17 protein-coding genes and 1 other RNA gene are annotated in these 19998 nt (G+C 49.5%); 10 read left to right on the forward strand and 8 right to left on the reverse strand.

The genetic code is table 11. The features are described from left to right. Positions 1-41: 41 nt before the first annotated feature. The gene (locus GM173_RS08745; RefSeq protein ID WP_203570997.1) at positions 42-545 is read right to left on the reverse strand and encodes a hypothetical protein; all 504 of its coding nucleotides are present in this window, start codon (positions 543-545) and stop codon (positions 42-44) included. 80 nt (positions 546-625) lie between these two features. Beyond that, a complete protein-coding gene (gene creB / locus GM173_RS08750) occupies positions 626-1306 on the reverse strand; it encodes a two-component system response regulator CreB (RefSeq protein WP_203570998.1) in 681 nt (226 codons plus the stop codon). A 200-nt stretch (positions 1307-1506) separates the two neighbouring features. Here creB and GM173_RS08755 point away from each other — a divergent pair, with 200 nt between their 5' ends. The 6 genes from GM173_RS08755 (at position 1507) to GM173_RS08780 (ending at position 9360) form a co-directional block, all read left to right on the forward strand. Next, the gene (locus tag GM173_RS08755; RefSeq protein ID WP_203570999.1) at positions 1507-2238 is read left to right on the forward strand and encodes a substrate-binding periplasmic protein; all 732 of its coding nucleotides are present in this window, start codon (positions 1507-1509) and stop codon (positions 2236-2238) included. Positions 2239-2275: 37 nt separating this feature from the next. Continuing rightward, positions 2276-2473 carry a SlyX family protein gene (locus GM173_RS08760; RefSeq protein WP_203571000.1) on the forward strand — a complete coding sequence of 66 codons (198 nt, stop codon included), beginning with the start codon at positions 2276-2278 and terminating at the stop codon, positions 2471-2473. Positions 2474-2651: 178 nt separating this feature from the next. Continuing rightward, complete coding sequence (locus GM173_RS08765) at positions 2652-4670, forward strand: BCCT family transporter (protein ID WP_203571001.1); 2019 nt, start codon at positions 2652-2654, stop codon at positions 4668-4670. Between the two features lie 82 nt (positions 4671-4752). Then, positions 4753-6723: a putative bifunctional diguanylate cyclase/phosphodiesterase gene (locus GM173_RS08770; protein WP_203571002.1), complete on the forward strand. Its 1971-nt coding sequence runs from the start codon at positions 4753-4755 to the stop codon at positions 6721-6723. A 138-nt stretch (positions 6724-6861) separates the two neighbouring features. After that, positions 6862-8295, forward strand: coding sequence for a TIGR03862 family flavoprotein (locus GM173_RS08775; RefSeq protein WP_203571003.1), 1434 nt, complete (start codon positions 6862-6864; stop codon positions 8293-8295). A gap of 36 nt (positions 8296-8331) precedes the next feature. Then, positions 8332-9360 (forward strand): class I SAM-dependent rRNA methyltransferase, encoded by a 1029-nt coding sequence (locus GM173_RS08780; protein ID WP_239078446.1) that lies wholly within the window; start codon positions 8332-8334, stop codon positions 9358-9360. A 415-nt stretch (positions 9361-9775) separates the two neighbouring features. On the opposite strand, the gene GM173_RS08785 is transcribed toward GM173_RS08780, so the two are convergent. The 4 genes from GM173_RS08785 to GM173_RS08800 form a co-directional block, all read right to left on the reverse strand. Further along, on the reverse strand, positions 9776-10825 hold the full coding sequence (locus tag GM173_RS08785) for a DUF2931 family protein (RefSeq protein WP_203571004.1): 1050 nt from the start codon (positions 10823-10825) through the stop codon (positions 9776-9778). Positions 10826-11015: 190 nt separating this feature from the next. After that, complete coding sequence (locus GM173_RS08790; protein ID WP_203571005.1) at positions 11016-12197, reverse strand: PilT/PilU family type 4a pilus ATPase; 1182 nt, start codon at positions 12195-12197, stop codon at positions 11016-11018. Positions 12198-12364: 167 nt separating this feature from the next. Further along, a complete protein-coding gene (locus tag GM173_RS08795) occupies positions 12365-14197 on the reverse strand; it encodes a DEAD/DEAH box helicase (RefSeq protein WP_203571006.1) in 1833 nt (610 codons plus the stop codon). Between the two features lie 264 nt (positions 14198-14461). Next, a complete protein-coding gene (locus GM173_RS08800) occupies positions 14462-15715 on the reverse strand; it encodes an Hsp70 family protein (protein ID WP_203571007.1) in 1254 nt (417 codons plus the stop codon). Between the two features lie 209 nt (positions 15716-15924). Between GM173_RS08800 and GM173_RS08805 the strand changes: the two genes are divergently transcribed. The 3 genes from GM173_RS08805 to GM173_RS08815 all read left to right on the forward strand — a co-directional run bounded on the left by GM173_RS08805 (position 15925) and on the right by GM173_RS08815 (position 17207). After that, complete coding sequence (locus tag GM173_RS08805) at positions 15925-16605, forward strand: metallophosphoesterase family protein (RefSeq protein ID WP_203571008.1); 681 nt, start codon at positions 15925-15927, stop codon at positions 16603-16605. A gap of 166 nt (positions 16606-16771) precedes the next feature. Beyond that, the gene (locus GM173_RS08810) at positions 16772-16921 is read left to right on the forward strand and encodes a hypothetical protein (RefSeq protein ID WP_203571009.1); all 150 of its coding nucleotides are present in this window, start codon (positions 16772-16774) and stop codon (positions 16919-16921) included. 115 nt (positions 16922-17036) lie between these two features. Then, the gene (locus GM173_RS08815) at positions 17037-17207 is read left to right on the forward strand and encodes a hypothetical protein (protein WP_203571010.1); all 171 of its coding nucleotides are present in this window, start codon (positions 17037-17039) and stop codon (positions 17205-17207) included. 5 nt (positions 17208-17212) lie between these two features. Here GM173_RS08815 and rnpB read toward each other — a convergent pair. After that, an RNA gene (gene rnpB / locus GM173_RS08820) (RNase P RNA component class A) lies at positions 17213-17643 on the reverse strand. A 120-nt stretch (positions 17644-17763) separates the two neighbouring features. After that, positions 17764-18546 carry a ferritin-like domain-containing protein gene (locus GM173_RS08825; RefSeq protein WP_308439590.1) on the reverse strand — a complete coding sequence of 261 codons (783 nt, stop codon included), beginning with the start codon at positions 18544-18546 and terminating at the stop codon, positions 17764-17766. Positions 18547-18948: 402 nt separating this feature from the next. Between GM173_RS08825 and GM173_RS08830 the strand changes: the two genes are divergently transcribed. Then, positions 18949-19965 carry a sensor domain-containing diguanylate cyclase gene (locus tag GM173_RS08830; protein WP_203571011.1) on the forward strand — a complete coding sequence of 339 codons (1017 nt, stop codon included), beginning with the start codon at positions 18949-18951 and terminating at the stop codon, positions 19963-19965. Positions 19966-19998 lie beyond the last annotated feature (33 nt).

Consider the following 19998-nt stretch of genomic DNA (forward strand, 5'->3'; position numbering starts at 1 on the left):
TATTAAACTTCGTAAATAAGTTTGATGAAGCTAAATAATATCTACCGGCTTTGAGAAAAATGATTATTTAGTAAATGCACCGCTTCTTCAAACGATTCTTTGTAAAATTTACTTATATCTTTAGGGTATAAACCAACTCCATGCTCTCTTATAGTGTAGTTGTAATACAAACAAACGAATTTCTCAGCAGTTTCAAGATTTGGTAGTTTAATATTCGTGTCTTCATCAAAGTGTGATAAGTACTTGTCACGATAGTCTTTTATTGTCTTTATATACGCTTCGAATTGAATAAGGTTAAGATTTGTTTCTTCTTCGATTTTTTTCTTGAAATCTTCTTGGTTTGTTACTATTTTTTGCCATCTATATTTTTCATTTTTTCCACCAGATAATTTGCAAAATTCTAATATTGCAATCTCGGCAAAATTTCCATTCGCTAATCTTAAGAAGTCATATCTAAGGAATTTTTGTTTGTCACTAGCACGAAAGTAAGCTAGGTTTTTAGTGAAGTGACAACAGATTAATTTTATTTCTGCTAGTTTGCTCATTTTTATTAGCCTAGAAAATAATGCCTATGAATATTCTTGAAGAACTTTGATTAAAATAAAGATTGTCTATGTAAAACGGATTAGCTTTTCTCCAACGCATACCCAAACCCACGATGCGTCGCAATCGGATCGAGGTCGGGGCGGATGGCGCGCAGTTTGGCGCGTAGGCTTTTGATGTGGCTGTCGATGGTGCGCTCGAAGCTGTCCTCAGCCGCTTCGCCCAGCGCGTCGAGCAATTGGCTGCGGCTAAATACATGGCCGGGATGCGCGAGTAGTGTAATCAGCAGGCGATATTCCGATGGCGTGAGAGCCAAACTTTTCCCGGCAAACTGTACTCGTTTGGCTTGGGTATCGTGCTGAAATAATTGGTCATCAATGCTTGGCTGGCTATACGTGGTTAATTTCTGGCTGCGCTTTAAAATCGCTTTGACGCGTGCAGCCACTTCACGGGGGCTAAACGGTTTGACGACGTAATCATCGGCACCGAGTTCTAAACCCAAAATCCGATCAAATTCCTCGGCGCGGGCGGTGAGTAGTAGCACGGGTATTTCGCTATTTTTGCGCACGCGTTTCAGGACTTCCAGCCCGCTGTCGTCGGGCAGGCCAATGTCCAAAATCACTAAATCGGCGTGCTGCGCGGCGGCCTCGCCTTCCCGAGCCAGCGCGCACCAAGTGACGTTAAAGCCATCACGCTCCAGCGCAAAGCGCAGCGTGTCGGCGATGGCGGGTTCGTCTTCGATTAATACGATGTGCGGGTTCATGGTGGCAGGGCGGTAAGAGTGAGTTTTGATTGTAATGTAAGTGCTTAGTTATCGTCATGTTTGATACTACGCGAGGTCACATTCGCTTTGTTGGGGTGATGCGCAAGAGAATAAAAATCTCTACCGTTTAGCATTTTAGAGATGGAAATTGAATCCTTGTAAGGTCTAAGCTGAAAGCTAAGCAATTCAGGAGCGCAGCGATGCGATATCAATTTTTGGTGCTAATGTGTGCTGCGTGGCTTGATGTGGCGCAAGCTACCGATTTAGTTGGGTTTACCGAGGAATTTGCGCCATTTAATTACACCGAAAACGGCCAGCATAAAGGTTTGGCGAATGAAATTATTGATCGTATTAGTAGCAAAACAGGTTTGAAAATCGAGCGTAAAGTGTATCCGTGGTTGCGTGCGGTCGAGGCAAATCAAGCGTTGGACAATAGTTTGCTTTACACCACAGTGCGTACGCCTGAGCGCGAGAGCAAATTTTTGTGGGTTGGGCCATTTGATGAATGCGAGATTTGGCTGATTAAATTGAAAAGCCGTAAAGATGTGGTGGCCAGCACTGTGGAGCAAGCCAAGCAATATCGAGTGGGGGCGCCGCGTGGCTCGGCGGGCAATGGTTTGTTGCTGAGCAAGGGGTTTAAAGAGGACAAGCTCGATTTGAGCCTGGATGAAGATCGCAATACGCGAAAATTGTTTGCTGGGCGATTTGATTATTCGGTCGGGATGATCGTGTCGCATTATGCGAGCGCTAGAAAATTGAAGCTGCCTGTTGATGATCTTGAGCCCACGCTTCGCTTGGAAAAGGGCTTGGGCTGCTATTTTGCGTTTAATCCCAAAGTGGATCCCAAGCTGTTTCAGCGCTTTTCTGAGGCATTTAGCGTGTTGGAGAAAAGTGGTGAGTTGGAAAAAATCCGTAGCAGTTTCTTAAACTGAGTATCATCTGCGATTGTTTTCGTTTTCTGGAGTGATCATGGAGTCGCGCATTACCGAATTAGAAATCCGTCTTGCTTTGCAAGACGACTTGCTCGACGATCTGAATCAAATTATCGCGCGGCAGCAGCAACAAATTGATCAATTACGCCAAGATATTCGTTATCTACAGGAGCGTAGCGCGGTGCCAGAGCAGGGCGCGCGCAGCTTGCTCGATGAAATTCCGCCGCATTATTGAGTTAATGCTTAGCTAGTGATCTACGCCGCAGTCATGACGGCGTTTTTTTTGTTTGCTGTTTATGTGCAGCTTTGAACACAAACAATGCGAACTATTTACTTTTAATAATGTACATAGTGCGTTGGTCATGCGATTTCAGGATGTTAAGGTGTTGACTCTGATATAAAAGGAGCGGCGGATGACGACGTCTACTTTCGTAAATCGAAGTACATTGTGTTGGCCAGTGGTGATACCGAGTTTGATTTTTGTGCTGGCGCTGTTGATGTTTTCGATTTTTTCTCCGGGTGATACGGAGCAGATTTTTATTACGAGTAAAGTTTGGGTTACGCAGTATTTCTCTTGGTTTTATACGCTTGCGGTGGCCGCTTTTGTGACGCTGTTGGTCGGGATTGCGATGAGCCGATACGGCAAAATTCGTCTTGGTCCCGATGATGCCGAGCCTGAATTTAAGTTCTCATCTTGGATTGCGATGCTATTCGCAGCGGGTATGGGCGTAGGATTAATGTATTTCGGGGTTGGCGAGCCGATACAGCACTTGATTGCCCCGCCTACGGCACAAGTTGGCACGCCTGCCGCCGCACGCGAAGCGATGTTGGTGACCTTTTTTCACTGGGGCATTCATGCTTGGGCGATTTATGGCGTGGTTGGGCTGGTACTCGCTTATTTTGGCTTTCGCTATAACTTGCCGCTGACGGTTCGCTCTGGCCTTTACCCGATTTTAAAAGACAAAATTAACGGCCCGTGGGGGCATGCGGTCGATGTGTTTGCGCTGTGCGGTACGATTTTCGGTATTGCAACGACCTTGGGTTACGGTGTGATGCAATTGTCGGCGGGTTTAACGCATGTAACTGGCTGGAATTTTGGCGGTTTGCCTATGCAGTTGGCTTTGATTGCGGCGGTGGTGTTTTTGGCTGGCTTGTCGGCCGCTTCGGGGGTGGGTAAAGGGGTACGGATTTTAAGTGAATTGAATTTGGGCCTGGCTATCGCTTTGATGGGGTTTGTGTTGATTGCGGGGCCGACGCTGTATTTGCTGGGCGCATTCAGTGAAAACATCGGTAATTATTTGTCGAATATCGTCGATTTGACCTTCCGTAACTTTACTTATGAGGCAGCCAATTCAGAAGGCTGGTATCAAGGTTGGACGATTCTGTATTGGGCGTGGTGGATTTCTTGGGCGCCTTTTGTTGGGATGTTTATTGCGCGTATTTCACGTGGTCGTACCTTACGTGAGTTTATTATTGGCGTGTTATTGATTCCCGCGACCTTTAACTTCTTGTGGATGACGGTGTTTGGTAATTCAGCGATTTGGATTGATACCCACACGGCGATGGGCGCGTTGAGCGCTAGCGCATCGAACGTTGATGCACTGCTGTTTGCATTTTTGGATTATCTACCGCTCGCAGGCTTGAGCTCTGCACTGGCAATGACGCTGATTGCGATTTTCTTTGTGACCTCAGCAGATTCGGGCGCGATGGTAATTGATAATATCGCCAGTCGTGGTAATCCGAATTCACCAGTTTGGCAGCGTTTATTTTGGGCCGTCGTATTAGGTGTTGTGGCGGGTTGTTTGTTGACTGCGGGAGGCTTAAAAGCTTTGCAGGCGATGACGATTGTGGCGGCATTGCCGTTTGCAATTGTGATGTTGCTGCTCAGTTGGGGCTTACTCAAGGGTTTGCGCGTGGATGAATTGCATTCAAGGCAAAAGCTCTCGCATGCGAGCAATTTCTGGAATGGTAAATTGTGGCGGAAACGCTTGGCGCAAATTTTACGCCAGCCAAATCGCGACGATGTGCATCGCTTTTTTGCCGAAACAGTGACGCCTGCAATGTACTTGATCGAGCAAGAGCTGACGCAACGCGGCGTGAAGGCGCGCGTGCAGTTTATCGATGAAGATACGCTGCAACTGGTGGTGGAACAAGATCGCTTGCGTGATTTTGTATACGGAGTGAAATGCACGCAGCAAGCGGTGCCAGACTTTGCATTGGCGAATGAGGCGCTGCCATTATCAAGCCAGCCGGTGACATTTGAGCCAACGACTTATTTTGTTGATGGTCGTAAAGGTTACGATATTCAGTATTTCACCGAAGAAGAAATGCTGGCGGATATTTTGAAGCAGTACGAGCGGCACTTGAGCCTATCGTTGAATGCGGATGCGGCCTTGTTACAGCATGCGCCATCGCATCGATTCGGTGTTTAAAATCAAAAGTACACGCTAAATGCATTGGGTGGCGATGTTTTAAGCTATAACATGGTTACCCATTTTGCATTGACGCCTTCTGATGAAACAATCAACTCAAGCTTTGATACCCCGATTGCTGCAGCGTTTGACTGCGCAAGTCGGGGTTTATTTTTTATTTGCAATTGCGATGGCGCTGGGTTTGTTTTTGAGCGTTTTAATGTTGCAAAGTGGTGACCGGGTCAACGCAGTTACCCAGCCGTTGGTGATGCGCTTAGTACCATCGTTGCACGACATCAGCGATTTAAAAACGCTAGTGACCGAGCGCCAAGTCATCCTAAATCAGTATTTTGCGTACGGCTTGAGTCAGCAGCAGTTTAAAGAAAAACTGCAAATCAACCATCAGCGGATTCAGGCTCTGATCGACAAAGCAAGATCGAAATGGAAAACCGCGCCGCAGCATTTAGCGCTGGTGGCTTCATTTCAAAATACGCAGTTGGTTGCTGAGAAATTAGATCAAATTATGTTGTCCGAGCAGCCTGATTTGGACGAGGCGCGTGCTTTGCTGGTTGAAAATGCAATCGACACCAAAGACATCCTGAATCAGCTCGATGAGGCGTTTGTTTTAGCGAGTCAAAACATTGAGCGAGCGGGGCAAGTTTCGGCGCAAGAAGTGCAAAATATGATTCGTTTGGTGCTGACTTATAGCTTGGCGATTCTGATTATTGCGATCTTAGTGGCCTACTATATTCATGCAAGGCAGCGCGCTGAAAATCGGTTGGCTTACGCCGCCCGCCATGACCGATTGACTGATTTACTTAATCGCAGTGTATTTGAATCTGACCTTGCGGAACTGAACCAGCAGCCGCACGCGGCGATTTTGATTTCAATCGACCGTTTTCAACGCGTGTTGGGCGGTTTGGGCTATGAGGCGGGTGATGAGTTGGTGGTGGCGGTAAAAAATCGGCTGCAACCTGTCGTGCAGCAGTTGGGCGGCACGCTGTATCGATTTGAAGGCACACATTTTGCTGCTTTGTTTGCGCTGAACCAGCCGCAGTACCCGCAAAATTTACTGCCCTATCAGGCTTTATTGCATGCACTGAATGAAGCGATTCATGTTGCAGGGCACGAGCTATTTGCCACCTTGAGCATGGGCGGCGCAATGTATCCCAAGGATGGAGCGAATGCCATCGATTTGATTCGGAATATGGATGCGGCACTAGAGGTCGTGCAGGCGCAAGGTGGCAACGCATCGCAGTGCTATAGTTTAGAGATGAATGCAAAAGCGGTTGAACGGCTTGCGATGGAGGCAGAGCTGCGCTATGCCGTCGAGCGTGATGAATTGCTGCTGTATTTTCAGCCACAAACCTTGATTCCCAGCCTACAGGTCATCGGCGTGGAGTGCTTAGTTCGTTGGCAACATCAAGGCAAGCTGGTGCCTCCGTTTGAGTTTATCCCTCTGGCCGAAGAATCGGGCCTGATTATCCCGATTGGCGAATGGATTTTACGTACCGCTTGCCAGCAAGCGAAAGCTTGGCAAGCACAGGGTATGCCCTTGGTCGTGGCGATTAATATTTCGGCACGCCAATTTCAGCACCCGAAGTTTTTTGCTTTGGTGCAGCAAGTGTTGATCGAAACAGCAGTTGATCCTCAACTGATCGAGCTCGAAATCACCGAGGGCGTGGTGATGCAAGACGCCGATCATACGATTGAGCTGCTGCAACGCTTGCGTGGCTTGGGCGTGATGCTGTCGATTGATGATTTTGGTACTGGCTACTCCAGCCTTTCTTATTTAAAACGCTTCCCGATTAATAAGCTCAAAATCGATCAAAGTTTTGTTCGCGATATGGATAGTGATCAGGGCGATGCGGCGATTGTTGAGGCGGTGATTCGCCTTGGGCATAGTCTGGGTTTGACCGTGATTGCTGAGGGCGTAGAAACCGCAGCGCATTTGGCTGCGCTGGAGCAATTAGGGTGTGATGAATTACAAGGGTATTATTTTTCTCGCCCTTTACCTGCCTTAGATGCGCAGGCTTTCTTGCAAAAACAATTACTGCCCGAGTCAATTCAATAGGCAAGCCCTTGCGTTGGCGCAAGGTTTCAAATTAGTTTCAGGAAATGGCCGTAAAACTAGCAAATTGTGCAGTCTTTTGCGGCGATTTTCGGTATAAGAGAGCCTTCGTGTTTTACCGCCATTGAATTTGGAATTTCTATGCCTAGCAAAAAGCCCCCTCAAAATAAAACTGTCGCCATTATTGGCGGCGGCCCGGCTGGTTTGATGGCCGCAGAAGTCATTGCGACAGCAGGCTTTGCGGTGGACGTCTTTGATGCGATGCCTTCAGTCGGGCGCAAGTTTTTGCTGGCGGGTGTGGGCGGAATGAATATTACGCATTCAGAAGACTCGACTGCATTTTTGGGGCGTTATGGTCAGGCCAGCGCTGATTTAGCGCCGATGATTGCGCAGTTTGGTGCGAATGAACTTATCGCTTGGGTGCACGGACTGGGTATTGATACTTTTATTGGTTCGTCGGGCCGCGTCTTTCCGATCGAGATGAAGGCCGCGCCATTGCTGCGCGCGTGGTTAGCTCGGCTTAAAGCCAGTGGGGTGAAATTTCATGTCCGCCACCGTTGGCTAGGTTGGGGTGCGAACAAGTCGTTACGCTTTAGCAGTTCCGAGGGTGAGATTAGTCGCACGTTTGACGCGGTGATTCTGGCTTTGGGTGGTGCGAGCTGGGCTAAATTGGGTTCTGATGGTGCATGGGTGCCTTTACTCGCCGAGCAAGGCGTTAAGGTAGAGCCATTGAAACCCTCTAATTGCGGTTTTGATGTGGCTTGGAGCGCGCATTTAGCGGATAAATTTGCGGGTGCTCCCGTGAAAACCGTCGCCGCTGCAGCGCGCCCACACGATGCGAAAAAAACGGGTGAATTTGTATTGACGCAAAGCGGTGTGGAAGGCAGTTTGGTGTATGCCTTGTCGAGCCAATTGCGCGACGACATTGCCGAAAATGGCACGGCGACCTTGTGGCTGGATTTAGTGCCGCAAAAGTCATTGGCGCGAATTACTGAAGAACTGTCACAACCGCGCGGTGCGGATTCGATGGCGAATCATTTGCGCCGTAAACTTGGCATCGAAGGTGTCAAAGCGGGCTTGCTGCGTGAAATTGTGAGCAAAGACGATTTCACGCAACCAGCCAAACTAGCGGCGGCGATTAAATCGCTACCGATTACTTTAATCGCGCCACGGCCAATTGATGAGGCAATTAGCAGTGCAGGTGGCGTGACCTTCACCGGCCTTGATACGAATTTGATGTTGTCGCAAGTACCGGGCGTGTTCTGCGCGGGTGAAATGCTCGATTGGGAGGCTCCCACTGGTGGCTATTTACTTACCGCGTGTTTCAGTAGCGGCCGTGCGGCAGGCTTGGGCGTTGTGAATTGGCTTAATTCAGCGCACAAACCGCTCGCGAAAAAGAGAACCAAGGCCGAGCTGAGCGCCGAGACCGAAAAGTCAGCGCGCAAAGTGGCTAAATCAAAAACGGCAGAGGGTGACGTCGTTGCTGCTAAATCCAAGCGCAGCAAGGCCAAAGCTGAAAGCGCCGACCCAGTGGAGGTCGCTATCAAACCCAAGCGGGCGCGTAAGAGCAGCTAAGAATAAAAATTCATTACTATTTGAGATCGACCAATCATGATTGATGATATGCAGCAAGACCTGTTTTCCCAACTCGATACCGCTTTGGCCAACCGTGCCGCGTTGATTGAGCAACTCGCCAGCGAGCAAACCAACGCTTACCGCCTGTTTCATGGCGGTATTGAAGGCGTACGTGGTTTAACGATTGATCGTTACAACGACATGATCTTGGTGCAAACCTTCCATCGCACGCTGAGCCCAGAGCAACTCGAAGAAATTCAAGCGTTTTACGCCCGTACTTATCCAGACTGCGTGCTCGTGTACAACGATCGCAGCCACAGTAGTGGCCGCGTGATTAATCGCTTGACGGAAGCTGAGGAAATTATCGCCTACGAGCCGCGCATCGCACAGGAATTTGGCGTCGATTATCGAATCCAAGGCCGCCACAATATGCCTAATCCGTGGTTATTACTCGATACCCGTGCAGTGCGCCGTCGCATCATGCAAGAAGCGGCGGGTAAATCAGTGCTTAATCCGTTTGCCTACACCAGCAGCGCAGGAATTGCCGCCGCCAAAGCGGGCGCGCGTCATGTGGTGAATATTGATTTTTCAGAAGCCAATATTCAGATCGGTAAAAACAACGCCAAGCTGAATGATTTGCCGATTCGCGTGCGCTTTGTGCAATCGGACGCGTTTGCCGCGCTGAATCAATTATCGGGCAAGGGGCAACCTGCGATGGTGCGCGGTAAACGCATGCCATCGTTTCCCAAAATGGAACCACAGCAATTTGAGCTGCTGATCCTCGATCCACCGCGCGTGTCGAAAAGCCCGTTTGGTGTGGTCGATGTACTGAATGACTACGCTTCGGTGTTTAAACCTGCGCTACTGTCGACTAAGGAAGGTGGCACAATGATTTGCTGCAACAACGTCGCGCAAGTTTCGCGCGAAGCGTGGTTAGCACAAATGGAGCGCTCCGCCGCCAAAGCCGGCCGCCCGATTCAAAGTATGGAATGGATTAACCCAGACAGCGATTTCCCAACATCAGATGGCCCGCATCCTTTGAAAATCGCTTTGTTGCGAGTTTGATGAGTTAATAAAAACGGCCTGCTTTTGCAGGCTTTTTTGCGATGTTCAGATTGGGGGCTGATGGTCTTAAGTGCCTGCGGCACGGTGTTTTGCAGTCGCAATCCGCGACGGGGACTTACTTCTCTTTTCGCTACGAGAAGTAAGCAAGAGAAGGCGACCCATATATCTGCACCGACTTCGTCGGCTTGATATAAGGGATTTTATAAACCCCAACTCGACGATCGAGAAACTAATATCAACACGTTATCTGAATATACCAATTTTTATGGGTATGTCTAGGTATGCATTATTAATAAATGACTTTGCGCGTATACCTTTGCTTTGGTAGGCCGTATTTGACGCGAAGCGGCAATACGTAGCTGAGGTGCACCGCGTGCCGTGTTATGCCTTTGGCGATTAAGTGCCTTAATTGCGATTAACTCAAACTGCCGATCTGGATTCGTGAACGTTGGAGCGTCATCCGGCTGCTTGTGCTTTCGAGCGCTATCGTAATTTGTGAGCGTGCTTCCATCGTGAATCTAAGAGTCACCGGTTCTGTGGCTGTGTGCTTGGCTTTGTCAAAGGCATCGAATATTTCGGTCTCATCGATACTGATTTCCGCCATCAATTTACTGCCGCTTGGGCTGAGATAGGTGATTTGCACAAATCTTGGAATCGGCTCTAACACAAGGGGCGCAGACTGGGAGAACTCATGGAAGTGTCGCTCTCCGTTGAAGCTACGTACAAATATGTGCAAAGGGTCGGCTTTGCCGTCTACAAGTAGTCGCCAACGCTGACGCCGAGCACGGCGTGGCCATGTAGAGACGGGCGGACCGTTTTTCTCCAATGTCGTAAACTCTTCCTGACTGAGTCGCTTAGTTAAGGTAGAGCGGATAAATTCGGCACGGGGAATCGCCGGATTGTTAAGCACTGTGCTCCAATCTTGTGAAACTTGCTCTAGGCGAGCAGTTGCCACTTCCCGCACCAGACCATCACCCGCTAGCCAAACACTCACCCAGCCACCTAAGCCCATGCCGACGATGATTCTATGCCATGTGCTGCGTTCACGGGTGAGTGGTGTTGCAAACCCCTCTTCGAATAGTTGCCTAAGTAAAGCGTGGGGGAGTGGGATACTGCCTCCGTAGAACTGGTTTTCGGTAAAAGAGAACCAGGTCAATTTAAGGTGCTCCGGTATCGGCTTTTGTAGGGCACCCTCGATGCGTATTGAGCCAAATTCACCCCAGCCATTGTTGATGATCTTGCCCGTTGGGATGACCGCCGCAATTTCATCGTTTCGAGCCAGTAGTAAACCAGAAACCAGCATCATCGGGAAACGTTTGTCGGCACATTCGCTTGGGAGCCATTCAAATTTTTTAGACTGATCTAAAGCAGCCTGTACAGCCCTAGGCATACTCAAGGTAAAAAGCCCCGTGTGAGCGGCAAGCTTGAGGAAAAAACGGCGTGGATTGCAAGGTGCATCTGGCATGGTGGATTTCCAAATTAAATGGGTCAAACGATTTATCGTCTTCAACGCTGCGCTAATCGTATCTACTGATTGCAGTTTGTGATGCCAGAATCGGATTGGCGAGTTACGTCGTCGGCTAATCTTCCCTACGGGATTGGTGTATTTGATTGCAGGCTTTTATTTGTAATGCTTAGCTGGCAATACATCGGATTTATTGCTTCTCCGCTGACTCTTCTTCCACTTCCGGTTCTGCATGCGCTTCCAGCGAGAGGTGATCCAGTCCGCTGCTGTGCTCTTCTTTGCGGTGGTGTTGGCTATTGAGTTTGATTTTGAGGCGCAACTCATTGAGTGAATCGGCATTTTTCAGTGCTTCTTCCATGCCGATTTTGCCGGCTTCGTACAAATCAAACAGCGCCATATCAAAGGTTTGCATGCCGAGTTCTTTTGATTTGGTCATTACGGCTTTGATGCCGCCGATGTCGCCTTTGAAAATCAAATCGGTAATCAGCGGGGAATTGAGCAGGATTTCAATCGCGGCGCTGCGCCCTTTTCCATCAGGGGTTGGTACCAAGCGTTGCGAGATGATGCCGCGCATATTCATCGACAAATCCATATACAGCTGTGGGTGACGCTCTTCGGGGAAGAAGTTGACAATGCGCTCTAAGGCTTGATTCGAGCTATTGGCGTGTAGCGTGCCCATGCAGAGATGGCCGGTTTCAGCAAAATTCATTGCGTATTCCATCGTTTCACGGTCGCGAATTTCGCCAATCAGAATCACATCGGGCGCTTGGCGTAGCGTGTTTTTCAGCGCGGCAAACCAGCCCTTGGTATCGCGGCCGACTTCGCGGTGCGTGACGAGGCAATTTTTGTTTTTGTGCACATATTCAATTGGGTCTTCGATGGTGATGATGTGACCGTGGCTGTGCTCGTTGCGGTAGTCGAGCATCGCGGCCATCGTTGTTGATTTACCCGAGCCCGTTCCGCCGACCAGCAAGACTAGGCCACGTTTGCTCATCACTACTTCTTTGAGGATTTTGGGTAAGCCCATTTCATCAAAATTGGGAATTTTGCTGGTGATCGTGCGCAGTACCATGCCGACTTTTTCTTGCTGCATAAATACATTGACGCGGAAACGACCAATGCCTTCGGGATTGATCGCAAAATTGGCTTCAAATTCTGCTTCAAATTCAGTGCGCTGGTCAGGGCGCATAATGCAGTAGGCCAAGGCTTTGCTGGCGATGCCATTGAGTTTTTGCGAGCCGACGGGCGTCATTTTGCCGTTGATTTTCATCGCCGGAGGAAAGTCGTCGGCGATGAAGAGGTCGGATGCTTTGTGCTGAATCATCATTTTCAGCAAATCATTCATCGTCTTAGTGGCTTGTTCGGGACTCATGAGCGGACTCTGAAAGGTTGTGGCAGACCTTGTTTATAGTTTGAAATGAGGGGTTTGCCGTAAATTTGGTACGTTTGGCCGGATGATACGCATTGTGACTTGATAATAAAAAACCCATGTGTTTTGACATGGGTTTTAGAGACAAACATGTGTAATGTAGCTATCGATTATTCATCACGGCGTTTGTGACCACCACCGCCTAAGAGGGCTGCGGTTTGGCTACGGTTGTTGCGATTACCACGTTGCGATGAGCGTTCGCCACGTGAGGTGCCATAACCGTCATTCTGGCGATGACCACCGTGGTTATAGCTATCGTATTGTTTGTTGCCTTGGTAAGTCCGCGATTGGTGACTACGCCCGCTGCGCATCAATTCTGCGGGCAGTGTATTGGCGTTGCTCATCGGTTGCTGTTCATCGTAATTGATCCGTTCGCGACGAGGTGCGGCGACGGCTGAATCGTTACGTGCTGCGTTGCGTGGATTCCCGTTGCGAGGGTTACCGTTACGAGGTGCGCCATCTTGACGAGGACGGCGCTGCTCACGATCTTGCTCTGGATTGCGTGGGCGGCGGTTGTCTGCGTTGCGCGGGCGACGTTGCTCTTTGGCTCCTTCTGGACGACTTGCGTCACTTTCGCCTTCGGTACGTTCAGTACGAGCGCGGCGTTCGGCACGGGCTTCGCTTTTAGCGGCTGCTTGCGCTGCTGCGGTTTCCGCGAGAGCTTTGCTACGCGCGCCACTAAGGCGTGCACCACCGGCAACGGCTTGACCGCGTGGCGCGCGTGAGTTGCGATTGGGATCACGCGGTGGGCGATCACGGCCTAAACCACCGCGGATAATCGGTTCTGGTTTGACGCGCAAATCGGCTTCGAAACCTTCGAGGCAGAATTTTGGAATCTCTTGTTTGGTAATGCGCTCGATTTCAGCGAGTAATTTCAGTTCATCGACGCAAACCAGCGATACCGCTTCCCCGGTGCAGCCGGCGCGGCCAGTACGGCCAATTCGGTGTACATAATCTTCGGCCACGTTCGGCAATTCAAAGTTCACCACGTGCGGGAGTTCTTCGATATCCAAACCACGCGCGGCGATGTCAGTGGCGACCAAGACTTGCAATTCACCTGATTTAAATTGCGCCAAGGCGGCAGTCCGCGCGTTTTGGCTCTTGTTGCCGTGAATCGCCATCGCGGTAATTCCGGCGGCGTTGAGTTTCTCCGCGACTTTATTACACGCATGTTTGGTGCGCATAAATACTAAAACTTGGTGCCAATTGCCGTCTTGAATCAATTTGGTCAATAGCGGCAATTTTTTATCGCGGTCGACTAAATGCACGCGCTGGCTGATGAGTTCATTGGTCGTATTGCGGCGCGCCACTTCAACCAAGCCCGGGTTTTGTAGCAGTTTGTCGGCGAGCTCCTTGATTTCATCGGAGAACGTCGCTGAGAACAGCAGCGTTTGTCGCTCTTTCGGGAAAATCGCCATCAGTTTTTTGATGTCGTGGATGAAGCCCATATCGAGCATGCGGTCGGCTTCGTCGAGTACGAGGATTTCGATACCCGATAAATCGACTGAGCGTTGGCCAACCAAATCGAGCAATCGGCCCGGTGTTGCCACCAAAATATCCAATGGCGTACGTAAGCGTGCTTGTTGCGGGCGAATATTGACGCCGCCAAACACCACCATTGAGCTAATTTGCACGTATTTGGAATAAGTTTGCACTGATTCTTCGACTTGCGCGGCGAGTTCACGCGTCGGTGTCAGGATCAATACACGAGGGCGGCCTTTGCTGGTGAGCGGCTCTTTGCCGAGCAAAAGTTGCAAAATCGGTAGGGTGAAGCCAGCGGTTTTACCGGTGCCGGTTTGGGCGGCAGCGAGTAAATCGCCACCTTGAATCACCAAGGGAATCGCTTGGGCTTGGATTGGGGTGGGTGCAGTGTAGCCGGTGTCGCTAATCGCACGCAAAAGTGGTTCGGCTAGCCCTAGGTTAGCAAAAGTAAGTTCAGACATTTAGTGTTCCTGCTGCGGCCTGTCGCAAGGGGCGACACCAATCTAGGGCAGGTGGGGGTGTGTTGGATAGATGGCTTGCGCGGTTCGAACTAGGTGAGGAACTTGGGCAAGCAGCGCGCCGATTGGTAGGACGCGATCAAGGGCGCAGTGTACCTTGATTTTTCAAAAACACCAATGTTATCTGCTAGAAGGGATGAGGGCTGGGGATTAGGAATTGGGGATTAGAATCTAATTCCCCATTCTCGACTCCCAACTCTCTGCCTTTCAGCCATAACGCTGCTGCGCGACGACGGACAAGCCGCAGCCGACGCTGCCAAAATGATCGCCTTCGACGGCGCGGGCGGCCGGAAATTGCGCGGCTAGCGCGGCGCGCAGTGCTGGTACCGCCGATGAGCCACCAGTGAAAAACAGCGTATCGACTTGGCTGGCGGCAATGCCAGCCTGCGTGAGCGTGGTTTGTGCTGAAGCACAAATGCGTGCTGTTTCTTGTTCAATCGCTTGTTCAAATTGCCGGCGCTCGATCTGCGCCACGAGTCCTTTTTCGGCTTCGACTAAATCCAGTGCGAAGTGATCTTGCTCTGAGAGGGCGATTTTGGCCTCTTCGACGCGCATCGCGAGGTGGTGACCCGCTTGGCTGCGAATCACATTGAGTAAACGCTCAAATCGCACATTGTCGACCACTTCCGGCGAGATATCTTGAAAGCTGCGCCACATTTTGCGGGTGTAGGCAAAGTTGATCGTGTGCCACGTGGCCAGATGGAAAAATGCACTATTGGGTAATTCAGCGTTATTACTTAATCGCGAGCCTAAACCTAGCTCTGGCATCACGCAGGCGAGCGAGAGACGTTTATCAAAGTCAGTACCCCCTATGTGTACACCGCCGCTGGCTAATAAATCAGATGTTCGGTCGGCAATACCCCGTCTTTCTGGTGAGAGGCGAACCAAAGAAAAATCTGATGTACCGCCGCCGATGTCGACCACTAAGACTAATTCTTCTCGTTCGATGCGCTGTTCGTAATCGTGGGCTGCTGCGATGGGCTCAAATTGAAAACTGACTTCTTTAAAGCCTAAACCGTGCGCGATGTCGGCCAAGGTTGCTTCCGCTTCAGCGTCGGCGGCATCGTTATCATCAACAAAACGCACGGGACGGCCAAGCACGACTGCATCAAATTGTTGCCCCGCCGATTGTTCGGCGCGAGTTTTGACTTCGCCAATGAGCTGACCAATCAGATTTTTGAATGATAAATGACGCCCCCCGATTTCGGTGCCTGCATCCATTAGGCTGCTGCCGAGTAGGCTTTTCATCGAACGCATCAAGCGGCCTTCGTAGCCTTCCAAATATTCAGCCAAGGCAGCGCGACCGTAAGCCCAGCGTTCTTCTTCTAAGTTAAAGAAAACCGCCGAGGGAAGCGTGAGCTTTTGCTCTTCGAGAGCCAATAAAATCGCCCCAGCTGGGCGTACAATACCTGCCGTTGAATTGGAGGTGCCAAAGTCGATGCCGCAGGCAGAATAAGTCATATTTGGTGCAGGTTGAGCCTGTAAGGGGGTCGTTAGCGTACGCTGCCTCGCTGTTAGCGTCAAACGCGCTTGCTCAGTGGTTGGGGTTCTAATGATGTTGCCCTAGCGCAAAACCCCTAGAATGCTTTAATCTACGGGCAGCGCGCATAGACTCATTAGATTACCAACAGTAGATTACAACTAGGCATTGTAAACAGGCGATTCAGGCGATGATTTTTTTCTGTGGGGACGTCCACGGCCAATTTGGGCATATTATTACGGCGGTGAAACAACATCGGCCGGATGCCATTGTGCTGCTCGGCGATTTGCAAGCCCCACAACCGCTTGAGACCGTGCTCGCTGAAATCGTCGATCTAACCGAAGTTTGGTATATCCACGGCAATCACGATACCGATGGCACGCGAGATTATTGCAATCTGTGGGATTCGGGCATGAGCGATCGCAATCTACACGGTCGTGTCGTGGAAATCGCTGGCGTGCGGATTGCAGGTCTTGGCGGTATTTTTCGTGGTCATATCTGGATGCCGCCAGCGCATCCGGTTTACGCAAGCCCTGAGCATTATTTGCAGCATTGTGGCAAAGCCAATCAATGGCGGGGCGGTTTGCCGCGAAAACAACGCAGCAGTATTTTTTATGTGGATTATCAAGCTTTAAGCCATGAAAAGGCCGACATTTTGGTGACCCACGAAGCGCCGAGCTGCCATCCTTGGGGCTTTTCTGCGCTGGATCGCTTGGGGCAAGCGTTAAAAATCAAAAAGAGCTTTCACGGTCATCAACACGACAGCCTCGATTATCGCGACCATGACGCCCGCTTGGGTTTTCAAGCCTACGGTGTTGCGCTGCGCGCCATCATGGATGAAAACGGTAATCACATCGTTATTGGCGAATAAGTATTTTTAGCTCGTTTTTTCCTAATCCGTTTTTCGACATCAAATTGCAATCCCGTTTGTGGATAATGCCTGCTTGTTAATAAATACCAAGTCGTAAAAGTACCCATTTTTTTTGCTGATGAAGCGGCAAAATAGTGTACTTATTGCAATGGAATAGAGAACGATGATGTCGGATGAAATACTGCGCTTTATGGCCGCCCAACTTGATGCAGGGCAAAGCTTGCCAGAGGCGATTTTAGCGGTTGAGCAACAATTCAAAGTGAATTCAAAAGAGGTGTATCGCTCGCTAGCCTTTTGCGAACGACGTCAGCATTAAGATACCCATATGTTCTATTTGGGTAAAAATGACGCTGCTAAGTAGTAAAAATACCAACCTAGCTAACAAATTCAATAGCAGAATCAAAGGCATCTTTCATCGTTAGGATGCGGTCATGAATCAAGCTATTTTGGCATTTGTTCATCAACACCAAAGTGCAGGTCACACCTTGAGCCAAGCTGCGAGTGCTGCGGCAGTTAAGTTTAGTCTGAGTACCACACTGATTTATTTATCGATGGTGCAGGCGCAATGCCAGCAATCTGGGATTCCCCTTGCAGGGATGTGAATGAGGGGCGAAGCGGGCCGATAAGCCGGGTCCTGTCCAGATGTTACCATCCGTGACCATCATTCCTCTAGGCGCACCATTACTGATGCGCTCAAGCAACCTACCCGTAGACTCAGCGAGCCGCTTCAACGCCTACTGCTTGGTCTTGCTCCGAATGGGGTTTACCCTGCCAGACACTGTCGCCAGTGCTGCGGTGCGCTCTTACCGACCCCTTGCGGGGCTCCTTTTGAGAAGGACACCTTTTCACCCTTACCAGTGATCCAATCCCAATCATCTCATCTGATTGTTCAACTTGGCTCACTGGCGGTTCAGCTCTCTGTTGCACTTTCCGTCGGCTCACGCCGCCTGGCCGTTAGCCAGCATTCTGCTCTATGGAGCCCGGACTTTCCTCCCCCGCCAGCATTACACTGGCAGCAGCGATGGTCTGTCCCGCTTCGCGGTGGCGATTATCACCGCAATGCGGGTATCGGGCAAGCGAAGATGTTTGAGTGGTCACGGCTAGTGCGTGGCTTTGGCCGCCGCAATATTCCAGTGTGGTGATGCCTGACTCGCTAAGCTATTGCTTTAGTGATTCGATTAATTCCATTTCTTCCTGAGTAAATCCAGCCTGCTGCCGCGCAAGCTGATTCAGCGTGCCACGAAAGACGGGTGCGTCGTAGTCCCGCAGTAGCGTCACAAAAGTCTGGATGGGGTCGAGTGCGCGCTCTTGGCAGCACCAGTGATACCAGTGATTGCCAATACGCACATGGCCGATTTCATCTTGCAAGATGATGTCGAGAATTTCGCAGGCGCGCAGATCGCCAATATTGGATAGTTTTTGTTGAATAGGCGGAACGGCATCGAGGCCGCGCGCTTCCAAAATACGCGGCACTAGCGCCATGCGCGCCATGACGTCACTGTCGGTTTTAACGGCCATTTCCCACAAGCTGTTGTGAGCCGGAAAATCTCCGTAATCAAAGCCCAAGGTGTTTAAGTGCTCACGCAGCAAATTGAAGTGATAAGCTTCTTCGCGCGCAATCTTTAGCCAATCTGCGTAGTATTGGCTGGGCATGGTTCGAAAGCGATACAGCGCATCAAGCGCTAAGTTGATCGCATTAAATTCAATATGAGCAAATGCGTGTAATAGTGCGGCACGGTTTTCTGCTTCGCCTAAATTTCTACGGCGTGGCAAGTCTTTTGGAGCGACTAGCTCGGGTTTGCTAGGGCGACCTGGGGTTTCGATTCTGAGAATCGGTGTGGCGTCTTGTGCATCGAGATGGCTGATGTCGATGCCAGCAAGCTGGGCAATTTTTAAATCAGGGTCGGTTTCAATCAGGGCAGCAAAGGCAGCGGCAAACACAGCAAATATCCATATGAATAAGGCTGTGGCAGTATTGCGGCTCAGATTCAAACTGGCAAGCGGATTGAGCAATAAAATCGAAAGAAAAAACCGGTAAATTAGTTAAATGGAGTTGGTATTGATTTAGCAATCGAAAGGTGTATGCCAATGGCATTTTAATTGGCGTTGAAGTTCTTGCTTATAAATAATAGATTGTTACGAACAATAAAAGTGATTTCTGTTATCTAGAATTTTGACAATTGTTGTAAAAATAGACGCAAAGATTTGCGTTATTTATTTGATATTGCAAGACGAACTCAGAATTAATTTAAAGTTTGACGTTCATATTGTAACGTGGAAAACTAATGCTTCACTGACCTTGAGTGTATTACTGAAGGCTTTTTATTTGCTAGGCTAAGCACAATGATCTCATCTGATCTGTTGCAAGCATTATTTGACATTTCTCCTGCCGGTATTGCGATTGCGGACCAGCAAGGCCGCTATTTACAAGTAAATGATTCTTATTGTTGCCTATTTGGTTATTCCCGCGCCGAGCTAATTGGCAATACTTTTCGTTTGATTTTAACTGAGCAGGATCAAGCACTAGAAGCCATGATTTTGAATCTGGCGCTAACTCAAGATCGGTCGGCTCCCACGGAATGGCAGGTACGACATAAAAGTGGTCGGACTTTATTTGTTCACTCCGCCTTTAAAACTTTTTTCTATTCAGACGGCAGCGCCAAGATTCTCACTGTGTTGAGCGATGTTTCGGCCTTGGTGTGTTCGCTCAATATATTGCAAGACCAAGAAGCTCAATTGATCAAAACGAATGAATCATTAGAGCAAATGGTGTCCCGACGAACGATTGAATTAGAGCGTGCCAATGATGAATTGGCGCGACTTGCGACGCAGGACTTTCTCACCGCCACGCTAAATCGCCGCGCATTTGAATGTGAGGCCTCCAAGATTATCTATGCCTCTGATCGTTATCATCGGCCTGCTTCGTTTATGTTTTTAGATATTGATCATTTTAAGGCGATTAATGATCAATATGGTCATGCCGCAGGCGATGTGGTATTGCAAAAATTGGCATTGAATATTCGCGCCTTGCTCCGTGAGTCAGACCTTTTGGCGCGTTGGGGTGGGGAAGAATTTGTGGTGTGTTTGCCTGATACGGTATTGGCGGATGCGATTGTGGTGGGCGATAAGATACTTGAAGCATGCCGCCAGATGAAATTAAGTCATCAGCAATTTAGCATTGCCTTAACAGTCAGTGGCGGCGTGGTGCAGCGCACATTGAATGAGTCATTGCACGAAGTTTTACAAAAAGCCGATGTTTTATTGTATGAAGCCAAGCGGACGGGGCGGAATCGCTTGTTATCCGAAATGCCTGCGAGCACTGCCGCTAACGAAGCGGCGTTGTTAAATTTTCATATTTAATAACCATGCTGAGCATCGCATCATTTATATCGC

The sequence above is a fragment of the Deefgea chitinilytica genome (genome assembly GCF_016881405.1).
Classification (GTDB): domain Bacteria; phylum Pseudomonadota; class Gammaproteobacteria; order Burkholderiales; family Chitinibacteraceae; genus Deefgea; species Deefgea chitinilytica.